The organism is Sphingorhabdus sp. 109 (assembly GCF_902506555.1).
In the GTDB taxonomy this organism is placed as follows: Bacteria; Pseudomonadota; Alphaproteobacteria; order Sphingomonadales; family Sphingomonadaceae; genus Parasphingorhabdus.
Genome location: NZ_LR732707.1, coordinates 2,096,423 through 2,110,906 on the forward strand (window position 1 = coordinate 2,096,423; position 14,484 = coordinate 2,110,906).

General features: G+C 53.5%; 11 protein-coding genes. 3 read left to right on the forward strand and 8 right to left on the reverse strand.

The features are described from left to right. The gene (locus tag BOSE62_RS09885) at positions 1–696 is read right to left on the reverse strand and encodes a response regulator transcription factor (RefSeq protein WP_159645574.1); all 696 of its coding nucleotides are present in this window, start codon (positions 694–696) and stop codon (positions 1–3) included. 569 nt (positions 697–1,265) lie between these two features. On the opposite strand from BOSE62_RS09885, the gene BOSE62_RS09890 reads away from it, so the two are divergent. The 3 genes from BOSE62_RS09890 to BOSE62_RS09900 all read left to right on the forward strand — a co-directional run bounded on the left by BOSE62_RS09890 (position 1,266) and on the right by BOSE62_RS09900 (position 6,075). After that, the gene (locus BOSE62_RS09890; RefSeq protein ID WP_159645577.1) at positions 1,266–1,544 is read left to right on the forward strand and encodes a hypothetical protein; all 279 of its coding nucleotides are present in this window, start codon (positions 1,266–1,268) and stop codon (positions 1,542–1,544) included. 31 nt (positions 1,545–1,575) lie between these two features. Then, positions 1,576–3,615 carry an oxidoreductase gene (locus BOSE62_RS09895; RefSeq protein ID WP_328799775.1) on the forward strand — a complete coding sequence of 680 codons (2,040 nt, stop codon included), beginning with the start codon at positions 1,576–1,578 and terminating at the stop codon, positions 3,613–3,615. 645 nt (positions 3,616–4,260) lie between these two features. Beyond that, entirely contained in the window at positions 4,261–6,075 is a 1,815-nt protein-coding gene (locus tag BOSE62_RS09900; RefSeq protein ID WP_236553969.1) for a site-specific integrase, read from the forward strand. 839 nt (positions 6,076–6,914) lie between these two features. On the opposite strand, the gene BOSE62_RS09905 is transcribed toward BOSE62_RS09900, so the two are convergent. The 7 genes from BOSE62_RS09905 to BOSE62_RS09935 all read right to left on the reverse strand — a co-directional run bounded on the left by BOSE62_RS09905 (position 6,915) and on the right by BOSE62_RS09935 (position 14,417). Then, positions 6,915–7,733: a hypothetical protein gene (locus BOSE62_RS09905; RefSeq protein WP_100093812.1), complete on the reverse strand. Its 819-nt coding sequence runs from the start codon at positions 7,731–7,733 to the stop codon at positions 6,915–6,917. Position 7,734: 1 nt separating this feature from the next. Further along, complete coding sequence (locus tag BOSE62_RS09910; RefSeq protein WP_100093811.1) at positions 7,735–8,415, reverse strand: hypothetical protein; 681 nt, start codon at positions 8,413–8,415, stop codon at positions 7,735–7,737. Between the two features lie 200 nt (positions 8,416–8,615). Continuing rightward, positions 8,616–9,194, reverse strand: a complete 579-nt coding sequence (locus BOSE62_RS09915; protein WP_100093810.1) for a hypothetical protein — start codon at positions 9,192–9,194, stop codon at positions 8,616–8,618. Between the two features lie 165 nt (positions 9,195–9,359). Then, entirely contained in the window at positions 9,360–10,202 is an 843-nt protein-coding gene (locus BOSE62_RS09920; protein WP_100093809.1) for a hypothetical protein, read from the reverse strand. 70 nt (positions 10,203–10,272) lie between these two features. Beyond that, positions 10,273–11,163, reverse strand: coding sequence for a 3'-5' exonuclease (locus BOSE62_RS09925; protein ID WP_100093808.1), 891 nt, complete (start codon positions 11,161–11,163; stop codon positions 10,273–10,275). Positions 11,164–11,298: 135 nt separating this feature from the next. Next, a complete protein-coding gene (locus BOSE62_RS09930) occupies positions 11,299–13,917 on the reverse strand; it encodes a relaxase/mobilization nuclease domain-containing protein (protein WP_100093807.1) in 2,619 nt (872 codons plus the stop codon). Further along, complete coding sequence (locus BOSE62_RS09935; protein ID WP_100093806.1) at positions 13,914–14,417, reverse strand: hypothetical protein; 504 nt, start codon at positions 14,415–14,417, stop codon at positions 13,914–13,916. The genes BOSE62_RS09930 and BOSE62_RS09935 overlap by 4 nt, the downstream gene beginning before the upstream one ends. Positions 14,418–14,484: the final 67 nt, after the last annotated feature.

Genomic DNA, 14,484 nt, shown 5'->3' on the forward strand with positions numbered 1-14,484 from the left:
TCACCCTCCGTTACTGAACGTCTCCAACCTGTAGCCATAGCCGAAAACCGTGAAAATCCGAAACCCGTTTTCCGGTTTCAGCGCGAGCTTGGAGCGGATTCGCGAGACGTGCATGTCGAGCGTCCGCGTTGCGAGATGCGCGTTGGTCCGCCAGACCGTTTCCATTATATATCGCCGCGACAAGGTCCGGTCCCGGTTGCGAAACATGAGATCGGTGAGTTCGAACTCTTTTGCGGTCAGGGCGATCTCTTGGTCGCCATGCTTGACCGTCTGCTCGATACGATTGAGCAGATAGTCGCCATATTCAGCCGTGGTTTCCATTGCCGAGGCGCCGCTGTTTCTGCGCAAAAGGGCATTGATCCGAGCGGCAATGACATTCTTGTCTTCCGGTTTGGTAATATAATCATCGGCACCCGCGTTCAGTGCGTCGCTGATATCTTGCTTGGCCGAACGGCTGGTCATCATGATCACCGGAGGACGATCTTCAATCGCCTCTTCCATCCACTGCAGAATTTCCAACCCGTTTTTGCCGGGCATGTTCCAGTCGAGAATTACCAGATCGAACGTATCGCGCAGCAAGGCGTTGGACAGGGCGGTTCCGTCCGGGTAGCCGACATAGACATAGCCCTGTGCTTCTACGATTTTCCCCAAAAATTCGATGATTTCCGAATCATCGTCCGCTATCGCTATACGCATTTTAATTCCCCCAGAGGTGCTAGCCTTGATACGGTAACATTGCCTTTATTCATCGGTTTATGAATTGCGTTTTACTATCATTTACAGAAGCTTTACCAGAAGATTGAATGTGTATTTACAATGATTTACATATCCCATTCTTGGACCAGCCCCCATCACACAGCGCCGTAGCGCGGAAAGCCGCCGCTCCGGGAGTAATATCCGGCGAGCCGGTTCATTTTCTACCGGCCCTGCGCAAGGCATTTTTCGCCCTGAAATCCGCCATAGTCGGCTCTTTCCTTTATGACGGGTATCACCGGTGACATGAACATTATGTTGCTGACTGATAGCGGCCAACGCACGCGCCGTCCCCACGATGCGACCGGCACGGCAGCTAGCGGAGCCGAAACCCCAGTTTACAATTTTCAGCTGAATCCATTGTGCTGCTTTGCTGCATCGATCTCCCGTGAGCCAGAATTCTCCATTGGCCGCCACCAAAATTTGCGCTTCTGGCGGCTCGCGGGCCTAGGGGGCAACCGCCGATTGTCCGAAGGTCGGAGGACGGATTGGGCGGGTGATAGAAGAAAGGCATGACCGAGCGGTCTGCGTGGGTCGATACCATCCCGGTTTCGGTCGCCCTGCATCGCTTCGGAGATCGGTGTAAATCCGCAGATATCGGAAAACAAAGTGGTCATATCCCTGCGCTTCCCGCCAAGATTGTGCAAACTGGGGTCGGCTGTGATCCGGTTGGCCATCGCCGGGGAAAGATATTGACCAAAGGTATTCTGTATTTCCCGGCGTTGCCGTTGCTCGACGGCAAAGTCGCGCGCAATACTCGTGCAGTAAAGCCTGTTGAGATGTCGCTTTAACAGATTGGATAATGTGATAGGGATACTATCTATGCAAAACGACAATATGAAATATCCAAAATTGCTCGAGCCACTCGATCTCGGCTTCACCACCATCAAGAACCGCTCGATCATGGGCTCCATGCATACCGGTCTGGAGGAAATGGATGGCGGCTTCGAGCGGATGGCCGCTTATTTTGCCGAACGGGCAGCCAATAATATCGGCATGATAATCACTGGCGGGATCGCCCCCAATGCCGAAGCGTCCGCGGGCGGGGCGATTATGTCCAGCGAAGAAGAAGCTGCCAAGCATCGGCTGGTCACCGATGCCGTGCACGAGGCCGCACCCGACGTAAAAATATGCATGCAGATCCTGCATCCCGGCCCTTTAGCCAATAACAGGGCCATGGTCGCGCCATCAGCCGTGCGCTCCCGGATCGCCAGACATGCTCCCAACGAACTCGACAAAGCCGGTATCCGGAAACAGATTGATGATCATGTAAACTGCGCGCTGATGGCACAGAAGGCGGGTTATGACGGAGTCGAGATCATCGGATCGGCCGGCTATCTGATATCCACCTTCCTGGTGCGGAAGACCAATTTGCGCGACGATGACTATGGCGGCTCTTTCGAGAATATGATGCGTTTTGCCATCGAGATTGTCGAGAAGACCCGCGCTGCGGTGGGTGAGGATTTCATCCTGATCTTCCGGATCGCCGCGATGGATATGCTGGACGGAGGCATGAGCTGGGAAGAAATCGTCACTCTGGGCAAAGCTCTGGAGAAAGCCGGTGTCACGATCATTTCCACCCATTTTACCTGGCATGAAAGCGCCGTGCCGACGATCGCGACAATGGTACCGCGCGCGGCATTTACTTCGGTGACGGGCCGGTTGCGCAAGGAGGTTGGGGTTCCGGTGATAACCTCCAACCGGATCAACATGCCCGATGTTGCAGAGGCGGTTCTGGCACGCGGCGATGCCGATTTGGTCTCCATGGCCCGGCCTCTGCTCGCCGACAGCGAATTCATGCGCAAGGCGGTCGAGGGCCGCGAAGATGAAATCAACACCTGCATCGCCTGCAACCAGGCCTGTCTCGATCATACGTTCATGGGCAAACTGACGACCTGCCTGGTCAATCCGCGCGCCTGCCACGAGACCATTTTGAATTACGAACCGGTCACTGATGCGAAGCGGATCGCGGTAGTAGGGGCCGGACCCGCCGGCCTTGCCTATGCTACGGTGGCGGCCCAGCGCGGTCATGCGGTGACATTGTTCGAAGCATCGTCCGAAATAGGCGGCCAGTTCAATCTGGCGAAAACCATTCCGGGCAAGGAGGAATTCTACGAGACGCTGCGCTATTTCAACCGGATGATCGAGGTTCATGAAATCGACCTCTGTCTGGATACAAGAGCGGATGTAGCGGGACTGAAAGCCGAAGGCTTTGATCATGTCATCGTCTCGACCGGCATCAAGCCGCGAACGCCGGACATCGAGGGCATCGATCACGAAAAGGTCGTCAGCTATATTGACGTCATCAAAGGCGTCAGGCCGGTTGGCAAAAAGGTCGCCATCATTGGCGCCGGCGGCATCGGTTTCGATGTGTCCGAACTGATCAGCCATGCCGGCGTTTCGGGTGCCCTCGACCGCGATGTGTTTGCCGCAGAATGGGGTGTCGATTTCGAAAACCACCCGCGTGGGGGCGTAACCGGCGTAGAGCCGAAGGTGGTCAAGTCCGATCGCGAAATCACCCTGTTGCAGCGCAAGGACAGCCGGGTTGGCGCAGGCCTCGGCAAAACAACCGGCTGGACCCACCGCATGACGCTGACAAGGCGCGGCGTCGGCATGATGAACGGCGTCGAATATGTAAAAATCGATGATGATGGGTTGCATATCCTCCAGGGCGGTCAGCCGGTGCTTCTCGAGGCCGATACGATTATCATTTGCGCTGGCCAGGATCCGCTGCGCGAACTGCATGACGACCTGCAGAAAGAAGGGATGTCTTCCGAACTCGTCGGCGGCGCCTTTGAAGCGATGGAACTGGATGCAAAAGCAGCGATCAATCAAGCCAGCTATATGGCAGCCGCGATCTGACGGAATATCTTCGACAGAATAATATTCCGCCTGTGCGCCTACTATCGCGCTTATGCCTTTTGCTTCTGCTATCCGGAGGAAGACAGTTCAGAAGGTTTTTCGAGCAGAAGGGCGGGCCCCTGTCCTTCTGCTAACGACCGGTTGACAGAAAATTTTTTAGAGCATGCTTGTGGAACTCGAAGTTACTTCTCCAACAAGATCCAACCCGGCGTCACGTCATCCCAGGCAACCGTCTCGGTCCAAGGAACAAAGCGTCCAGAGACACTGAGCAATTGCGACACGAGCGTTCGTCAGCTCGATAGCGATGTACAATCAATCTGAAAAACAACCGCAGAAAAGCGCAAGGCACTGAAATTGGTTGGGGTGGCAGGAGCCCCAGCCAACAATGACATAAGCTCTTGAAATATTTGGTTTCTTTCTCTTACCCCGTCGTGGTTCGCCACGACAGGGTGCCACGGAAGGATACCACCACCCATGTGCGGAATACAAAACGTCACTCGCAAGCACGGCACCTATTATTATCGCCGCCTCATACGTTTAGGGCTTGATAAGCCTTTTCGGTTAAGGATGTCCCTCAAGACTACGAATCGAAGGCATGCAGCGTTACTCGCTCCAGCGCTGACTTTGATTTGCGAGAGGGTCGCGATGAACATGATGACGAATATTAGGAGCGACGGACTGACCAGCGCTCAGCGGGCGGAAATCTATCGCCGCCAAATGCTGATTGAGCGCGATCGACTCGAAGTCATGCACGCAAACCTCCACATTATTCCTCCAGAAGATCACGACGATATAGACAAAGCGCTCTCGCTGCGTCTGGGCGCTAGCGAATCAGCAGCAAGTGACGGCGTCGTAAAAGGCAAAATCGATGATTTCCTGATCGCCCGGATAGATCCCGACGACGACGATGAACCCATTGTCATCATGGCTTGGTCGGACCTTGCCGAATCAATTCAGCAGGATGGCGCTGAGGAGGCAGCCGTCACAAGACTGGCCGAAATCGGCGTGGAAGAAACTGTATTGCGTGAAGCCATGGCGCGCAAAGTGGTCAATCAGGCGCGCATTGAGGCAGTCCGGGAATTCCGCCGCGTTCTCGCCGATCCAAGCACGGCTTATGCTCCGGTCCAAGTGGCGGGTTATGAACCAATAAACCCTCAAAATTCTTCACCTACCGTAACTTCTCACCAGCCTGTAGCTAACGAGTGGGTCACCATGACACCAAGCGAAGCAGTGCTCAGATTTTTTGAGCATAATCCGCGCACAGGCGGCAAGGACGGCAATTCGCGAAAAAAAGGCGAACCTTGGACCTTGAAAACGCGCAACCAGTTCGAACTTCCTGCAATGCTTCTCGAGCAGGTCATGGACGGGCGAGCGCTGGCGACCGTCACGCATGACGATCTCGTCAAACTAGACCAGTGTTTCGAAAAGCTGCACGGCCCCTCCTTTCGTAAATCCCCCAAGCATCGCGATATGACGATCTGGCAAATCATCGACGAAACCGAAGCCAAAGTCGTTGCTGGTGAAGAAGCGATGAAAAAAGAAGCGAAGCGGAAAGGGCGAGTTACAGATACAAAAATTAAGCCGGCCGAGCACCTTTCTCGAAAAGAACTTGGGTTGGGCGTTGTTACGACCAACCGGCATTGGGGCTTCCTGCGCCAGCTCACTGGCTGGTTTAACAAACACCACCCATTGGGACGACTTGACTATGGAGCATTCATTATGAACGACACTCGTAACCAACGTGAACTACAATCGGTCTATACCGTGGAGCAAGGCAGGGAGATTTTCAATCTCCCGCCATGGACAGGTTCAAAATCACATGCGCGGCGTATGCAGCCAGGCGATTTGCTCGTTCACGATGCGTGGTATTTCGTGCCCCTGATCGCGTGGTATTCAGGGATGCGCCGCGATGAAATTTGCGGCCTGGACGTCAATGATGTGGAAACGGAAGATGGTTTTTGGTTCTTCAACGTTCGCGCCAATGACGTGCGCCGGGTGAAGACCATTAGTTCGGCACGCAAAGTGCCGGTGGCGAAGGAATTGCAGCGATTGGGCTTGATTGATTATGTGACGGCGCTACGCGAAGCGGGAGAGAAGACCCTATTTCCGGAGCTAGTAGCTGAGAGCGGCTTGGGCCAGATGGGCGATGCCTATTATAAACGTATTTGGACCAAGATAGCCAAGGAACTAGCATTTCTTAAAGGCGGCCAAGCAATGCACGCATTTCGTCACACCGCGATAGATTCAATGAAGGGTGCTGGAATCCCATCTGAAATCAGAGCAGATTTTGCTGGCCATGCTCTCAAAGGGGAAACTGAAGGACGTTACTCGAAGGCGCATATGGCACTGTTGCGTAATGCCGTAGCAACGATACCGGAAGTAACGAAGCATCTGGACCCCTTCCCTGTTTCTTTGCTTCCTGCAAAACTTCGTGAGCCAAGAAAAGCGCGAGTAAAATAATATTTGCCGCCAGAACTGCATAATATGCCTTTGGCGACTAGGCTTATGGAGAGCTTGAAGACAATTTAGGCGCCGCTGCGCACCTCGTTGCGCGGGATCGTTCGTTTTTACCGGCAGTAGGTTTGAACATTCGTTTTGACTGGGCGGTCTGGAAAAATGTTTCCAGACCGCCCCGTTCAACTATATTATGCTGCCTCGGCGAACCGTGACGAGATGCTGGCGAGCAGGTTCCTCTGTTCGTTACGCAAAAATCGGCGCGACACCCGCATTTGACCTCTGGCGGAGATAGCCTGCAATCAACGCAGCCAGTATTGACGGAAAGTATAAGTCGATTGTCAGATTTCGCCCGGCTTTCCATAAGTGCATCTACGGCGATCATGTTCTATGGTCGCTTCCGGCCCAACTACAGTCGGTCCGAAATTACGCGCAATTGTTGCCGTCTCCTCGACCCATTCTCGATTCTGAAAGCTGCCGTCCAGCGCTCAGAATTTGCTCGCGCCAGAACTGCAATTACTAGGTGGATTCGCGACTGCCGGCTTTCAATAAGCTAATCTGAAAAGAGGACCATGGCCTGCGGCTTTGTCTGGACCGACGTCGGAAATGCCGGAGTCGAACTCAGGGCATGTCTGCTCCGGATTCAGAGGTAACTTTCAACGCAGCGACCGAGTAAATCGATTGGTCACCTGACCTTGTAGGCTAACGAAGCATGGGAGACTAGATGGCGAGGTGCTCCGGATGAACTAGAGGGAAGCGGGTTTTTGGTAAATTTACGCCTAGGTAAATGACAACGGACGGCCTCCGAAGAGCCCGCCCGTTGTTCTTGGCATCATGCTGCTTGGTCAGTCTGGCATCACGGCCGGTTCATCTGCAAATTTCAGCTGCAGCAAATATTCGCTGAGCGCTCGGGGGCCATTTTCCCAAGCGCGCGTCCCCCAATCGCTCCACCGATCGACGCGGTGGCAAAGCCAGTAGTAGAACCGGTCCCGCGCATATTGATCCCGGAAGGTGAGCGACCACAAGGTCCGGCGGAGCGGGATGTTCGGCCCCAGTCCATCACCGACCAGCCTAATGGCATTAAGCTTGCCGATCATCACCCGCTCAAACCGATATGGCAGCCGGTCGGCATAGCGCTCCAGTTTCTGCAGCGCTGCTTCCCATTCGGGCGTCATGGCTTCCGGGTCGAGCCCATGCCATCGCTCCAGCGTCGGCAGGCCGACCGGCAGCGGTTGGTTCCTCAGGCTGCGTGTATTGGCCAGCATCAGCAAGATAGCAAAGGCTTCCGGGGTGAGTTCGGGAAATAGGCAACCGCCCCGATCATACGTCATGAGCTTCTTGTCGATCAGCCAGCTTTGGTAGAACCGGGCCCTGTCATGGTCACCAAATATGTCAATGGCCTTCTCCTCAACCCGAATGATCCGGCGTTCCGTGATGACCAGAAAGGTGAGCAGGAACTCCAGTTCGAGGTCAATATACGGAAGATGCTCGGGCATCGCCATGTTAAAGCGCTTGACCCACAGACATTCACGAACAGACGCCCACCGGCTGCCATCTTCATCGATCAGAACCTGATCGCCTGTGGTTTCACCTGGAGCTGCCATCCAGTATCCCCAAGGCAGATTGGGATTGCGGCGTTTTTCGTATGGAATGTTCTCGTCCATCTTACTTCTCCCCTGCATCAAGACCGACAGGCGGCACGGTAAAGCTGCTCGTATCGATGGGAACGCCCGAACCCATCTCGCCACCAGCCGCAGCCAACTGATGCGCGAGATTTGTGCACTGGGTGAATACGTAATCCTCGCCGCGATAAGTCTGCCCGTTTTCAGCCGACATATGGATTTGGTAGCAGCCAGGAACCAAATCGTAGGATTTGTCGCAGGCGAACCCGAACCACCATAGTTCTTCACTGAATGGAGGATGCTCCTGCTTGCCGCGCGGATGGCGGACCCGTTCCCGGGGCTGCTGTGAAATATGGCAGACAGAAACGCGTTCGTCCGCTTCTTCATCGCAGGGCGCGCTGTAGTTCAGGCCGCCGTGAGGCTGAATGCCAAGGTCTGCTGGAACAGCGCGGTAGTCGAAGCCGAACAGAGGATGCTCGGTGTTTACCGCGACATAGCCTGATAAAGTGCCAAGCCGGGCGCGGAGCATTATGCAGGGCATACCGGTGGCTTTATCAGTCCATGAAAGCTTATCGGGTTCATCGCGCCACGGCCCCTCCTTTCTTGGCTGAAGCGAGGGAACATGGAATAGCTGGGCCGGGACGATGGAAGTGCCCGCGATTTTATAAGGCTTGTTGGGCTCGGCCTTTGTCGGCGCGCGATTATTGGTTGGCTTCTTCGCCATGATATATTTCCTTTAGATATAAAAAAAGCCGCAACGACGAAATGTCGAGCGACTTGGTTGATGATGTGTGCAGCGTTTTGCCCGCTGCAGGGTCTTGGTGAGTTTACTACATGATTTCTGCTCCTGCTGTTATTGATTGATGATGCCGCGCGGCAGACGCTGCCCCGAAGGTCAGTGGCCGCTACGCGAATGCCTGTTCTTTAAAATATCACGGGACGCAGGTCGTCGACGCAGCGCCAAGCCTGAAAGGCCGCAACCAGGTTCGCCTGATCCGGATCCTCAGCAAGGCAATTGAACACCCAGGACAGCCACAGCGCTTGAGCGTGGTCTGCTGCTCGCCGGGATTTTTCTGACGGCCCGGCCATCTTGGACGCCAAAGTTATGCCAAACAGTTCGGCGCTGACCCTGACATATTGGTCTTCTGTCCGGTGAACATGGATCTTGCGGTGGAGACCCAGATTGAAGATCGGCAGTGCATCAAGGACATTTTTCGCAAAGTCGGCTTTGGTTTTTGGCCGGTGAGACCCGCCCGGAGCTTCCAGAACCGCGCAAACGCAGTCGGTCTGTTGATCGAGCAGCTTCGTCATTTCCAGTAAAGGAGCGGTTCGATCCTTATCCGGATATGTATGATGATGGCGCGTGAACAATATGTCATCACCAGGCTGGAAATTGACTTCGAAGGCACCAAAGGCGCGTATGAACCGTTCGGTGTTGCGGCGATAGGGATGATAGACGACGGAGAAGGTGACGATCCGCTCCGAATATATGGGAAGTTTCATAAAAATTATCCTGAAATGCCAAGCGGGCGGTCATCCTGAGATGCCGCCCGCTTGAGGATTGGTTAGAAGATATTGGTAGAGCCAGTCGTCAATAGAGCGCTGCCCGTGATCACGCCGGCTCGACTTTAAAAATGTCCACGCTCGTGATGGAGCGTAGAATAGAAGCTACGCTGCCCGGTAGATCGGACAGGTATAATTGGCTGTGCTATCTTTGAGCTGAGCCCAGGGCTTGAACGTTCGCCTCAGAAACTCGCTCTCCGGGTTCGCGCTCGTCGCTGCATTTGCCAGCGCCAAACTGCATGCTGGAATGGCGCAGCGGATCAGCCCGTGGGATTTGAGATGGCGCAACATGATGATCGCTGTCGTCATGACGTCAGCCAGCACCTGCTCCTCGACATCCCCCCACATCCCCTTCTCGACCAGCTCGCCGATGGTTTTGGATGGCGACGGCTTTGCCGGTATCGAGCAAGCTGCTGCATATTCCGGAAGATGAACCGATTCCGCGCGGATCGAGACGGCGCCGCATAGATCGATCCTACGGTCAGAGACTGGCGAGAGTTCGCGCAGCTGCCCGGGCATGATCAGATCAAGCTCACCAGCGGTTCGGCGCAGAACGGCCAGATCCTTATGCTCCCCGCCCCATGTCACCAGCACAGCGCCTGGTTCCTGGTCCAAGGCATCAAAGAAAACAGAGACCATTTCCTTTTCGCTGTGGTCATTGGCAGAGAGAACAATCGGACCTTGGATCTCGGGAATATCCGAACCCCGCTTGAAGCGCATCACGCACCAAGATGCCGCCGCCACGCGGTGAAACGGCCAACGTATCTTTTCCTCGGCGTCTTTGCCTTCAGCTACGCCATATCCGTTATGGCGGTCCCGGTCATAGCCATATTCAAAGTCAGCAACGATATAGGTGCGGGTTCTGTCGTGATGGGCTGCACTGCCGCGCGCTGCAAATAGATTGGCTTCGCGTGACAGCTGTCGTTCAATTTCTGTTGGGTTGGTCATGAGTATATTTCTTTCATAAAAAAAGCCCGCCGAAAGGCAGGCCGTGGTTGTTGAGGCTTGTGATTAATTTTTACCGGTGACGCTCAGTTGCGGTCATCGTTTTAGCTCCGAACAGTGGAAGTCCCTCGGTTCGGAACCAGCTGCGTTCAACAGCCAGCTTTTCCTCTGCCATTTCTTTGCACCAGATGCGGCGCCCAGCATCCCACCGATAACCTCGAGCCTTGAGCTTATCCTTTGCAGAATATGGCGCGCGCAACGCTTCAACGAGCACGGTCGGCGTCTCGGCAGCTTGCAGCAGACGCTGCAGATGGCTCTGGACCGGACTGTCGCCTGGCCCCCGCTGACGCTGCTGCAGCAACCAGAACAATGACCAGACGTCTGCCTCAGCCCTATGGGCATTGGTAAACCAGCCATGCTGAGCCAGCAGATGTTGTTGCGAGCGTCCTTCGTAGCCAAGCTTCAACCAGTCGATCTCGCTGCAGGAACAAGCCCAGGCCTTGCCTTTCAGTTTTGGATAGCGCTGCTCGATCCAAGCCAAATCAAATTTTGCGTTCTGGGCGACCAGCAGATCCGCTCGATCGAGGAAGCCCAATGCTGCTGCATCATCAATCTGCTTGTGGGCCAAATGATGATTGGCAAGGCCGGTGATCAACGTGATCTCCGGTTCCAGTTCTATTCCGGGATCTTGCAGCCAACTTACCGGCCCCATGTGCCCGCTGACCTCTCCGTCATCATCCACCCACACCAGCATAATCGCGAGTTCGATCAGCTTGTCTTCATGAACGTTTAGTCCCGAAGTTTCAGTGTCTAAAATTGCAATGCATCTGCCATCGGGCGGCACGCCGTCTTCCGGCATATGAGAAAAGCGTTTCGGGACGGCGCGCAGCACGCGGTAGCCTTCTTCACGGTCAAGCCGTCTGGAAATTTCCTCCAGCTCTGATTGGTTTTGTAACATGTTCATTTTGGTTTCTCCTGTTGGGAAACCGGCGAGGCTTTGCCGAGCGCTACTGCTCTTTTTTCCTCTCACCTGCCGGCTTCACCGGCAAAGCACTTTCAATGTATTTTTTCTTCTACAACACAGATGTCCGCTGAAGCGTCAGCGGCCCCAAGAATTATTGTTACGGATAATTAGTTTACGTCTACGCTCCCACTGAGCTTCACTCTCGTCAGGTTTACGAAAGGACCAGTTTTTATACTGGCTGAGAAAATGTCCCGGCGTATCGCGCAAGGCCTGCGCTTCATACGGTATGAGATTAAATATCCGCCTGCATTCTTCGGCTCCGCTCTTAGGATCGCGCTTATCGGTTCTTGCCCGCAGATGCAGTTCATCGGCAATATAATCGGCCATTTGTTGTTTATTGGTAGCGCGCGCGGAGCGCCATGTAACAATTTCCGGCGGTATATCAGTATCAAACTTAAAGCGGTCTGGCCGCAGGTAAGATACTGCTATTAAGCGGTTGAACGTCGGATCATCTTTTTGTTGCTCGTAAAACGCCATAACCCAGTGATCCTCTGGTTTGGAAATTTCAACCTTGCCCTCCTTAACAATGATCCGATCTGAATGCATAGCGGCGCAAAACCATTTTCGTTGCTCCATTTGTATATGCTCGATTGCTTCGAGCCGCATTTGTGTTTCCGATAAAAGCAACGCCTCAGGAGTTTTTGAAAAAGCATTAAACAGTGCAGGATCATCGAGATAGCGATAGCCGCCGCGTGTTCCCCGCGAAGAGGCCAGAAGCAAGGTGTTTCGATCCATATTGTCTAATATTCGGCTGGCCCTTCCTGGCAATGGATCGTTCAATTGTTTGTTTCGTGCCGCCTCCCGCGCGATCTGATTGCGCATTCCTAAAGTCTCAATTTTGGAATCTGTGAACAACTCAGCTTGCTTGCGCCGCTTTTGTTTGGCTGCTCGCTCTTTATCCCGATAAATCCTGAGTTTTGGAACCAAATCGAGCCAAATTCGGTGTCGTTCTAGAATCCCGCGATGACGTTCCCTTTCAATCTTGTCGCAGTGTTTTTCACCGGAAGACTTTTGCTGGTCTTCGAGCTGCAGCCCAAGTTCAGCGGCCAAAAATACAGTGTTGGCAATTGCAGCAGGTTTGCCAAAAATTCGAACCGATGAAAGTTTCGCTGCGGCAAGACGAAGCGCATCAATCTGCGCTCGCCGCGCAGTTGATCTGATGGCGATCATGTTTTGAGTCTCTACGAACATCAGCCGCATACCTTCGTAATATTCAATCCGGCCAAGCCGCTTCTTAATCTGGTATCGCTTTGCCAACTTGCCCTTGATATCAGCTTTGACCTTTCCATTATCTGGCTTGAACCTGCTCCATATAATTGCCAAAAATTGTGTGGATATTGTAGGTTTTGGCAGCAGCTTGCCCGTGTCCGGCGATCGCTTGCGGCGGGCTCGTCTCGCTCCGATGGCTACAGCAAATTGCTTGGCAACGGATAGCTCCTCTTCAGCCATTTGACGTTGCCTGCTTGCTAGATAATTGTAATTTGCGCCCTTTTTGCCATCACGATAATCTTCCTGTCGATGAAGATTATCGGTTTGCATGTGAGAGGTGAGTTTTTTTGCTTCCTGGGAAAGGTCCCATCTTGCCGCCGAGTTTTCCTTTTTCGCATCGGTGGTTGGCTTGTCGAAGCGCGGCATTACGAACGGCCTGATTTTTAGGCTTGGACAAGGCGGAACATAGGGTGTGCCGAACTTGGCCTGCAGCTTGCCTAACGCTGCGTTCGAGTAAGCCTTTCCTGCTGCAATTTTTAAAGATTTCTGCTTTCCATTTTGCGGCACGGTTTCAAGAACAGCTGTGTTACCAACTTTAACATAGCGAAGTCCTACTCGCGCCAGCCTACTGTGGAGATCAGGCCAGTCTTTCGCATTTTGTATCCGGGGTGCTGCAAGAATGTGCGCAACTCTTGACATAGGCCATTCTTCACCGGCGAGGTCTTTTGGTCCCGCTTTGTTGTTATCAAAGATAATTTCATGCTGGCTCTGGATGCTATGAATGAGCTGATGGTCAACCTTCCCATCAGCATTTTTGATTATTGAACCGCGCGCGTCTGCAATTTTTATGTCTGAGAAGGTATGATAGACGCCGGTTTCGTCTGCCACATATCTCCTGTTCGGTTCGGGCCCGAGGCCCTCTTGATATTCACAAACAGCGATCGCGATTTGTGCGGCTTCTTTCCACCAGCCGTATCCAAAACTTACATTGCCGCCAGTTGCGGCATTGATAGAAACAGAGAGATGATGACCGTGGGAGTTTGGGGTATCACCGTGAAATGCGCCTACTGACGGACATTCTTCGATTCCCATTATACGGCAGATCGTTGCTCGCTGACGCCTCATTGATGCGCTGTCGACCGCTTCGCCTTTGCGATGGCTCCATGTCATGTGCCAAAGGCGGTCGAGACCTGCGCCAGCTGCATATACGGCCATATCTCTGACATGATCTTGGACCTTATTTGAAGACAGATTGTCGGCGTATCGCTCTACTATACGATGCGACCCCTCACCTTCCGGGTCCATTATTGCATATTCACCAACTCGTTCTGCGGTCACAAAAGCATGATGGTGCTCGCCCGAGGCAGCGAGCCCGATTATGTATGAGGAGCAGCCTATCGCGATATCAAAGCTGCGCGCTTGTTTTGCCGCTCCGCCTACAAGATCTTTTATTTGATCGCGATATTGCCAGATTTTGATGATCATGGCGTCGGCTTACGCCAGTCAGTGATCGCAGAAGAACGATTGTTGATCTCGCGGTCGGTCAGTAAATTGACGATCTCCCGAGAAATTTTGACCAGATCGTGATCTATCTCCATTCGCTCGCTGTTTCTCTCAATCATTGTGGCGATTGCATCGCTCGCTTGCTGGATCAGACGGGACATCTCAGGGGTTTGGATTGGCCTACCATCGGATTGCTTCGGGATAGCTTTACGCAACGAAGTAAGGGCCCGGATAACGTCGCAAATTGTGAATAGATCATTCTGAACGAGATTTACTGTAACCAACAACCTCGACGTTATGTCGTATACGGGATCTCGGAAGCCGTTTGACAATAAGATGCGCTCGCGGCAATATTCAGAGGTTGAGGCACCCTGCGCTGACTTTTTAACGAACTCGACCTCTTCTTTGCTTCCAAAATGGACAACGATACGGGGCCGCGAAGTGCGAAGGTCTTTCCGCTTCGGCTTGGAACCGCCTGACATCAGATTTCTCCTCCGCTAAAATCTAGTAACGAACTGAAAACCTGCATGCCGTCACGAAGCGTAGCGA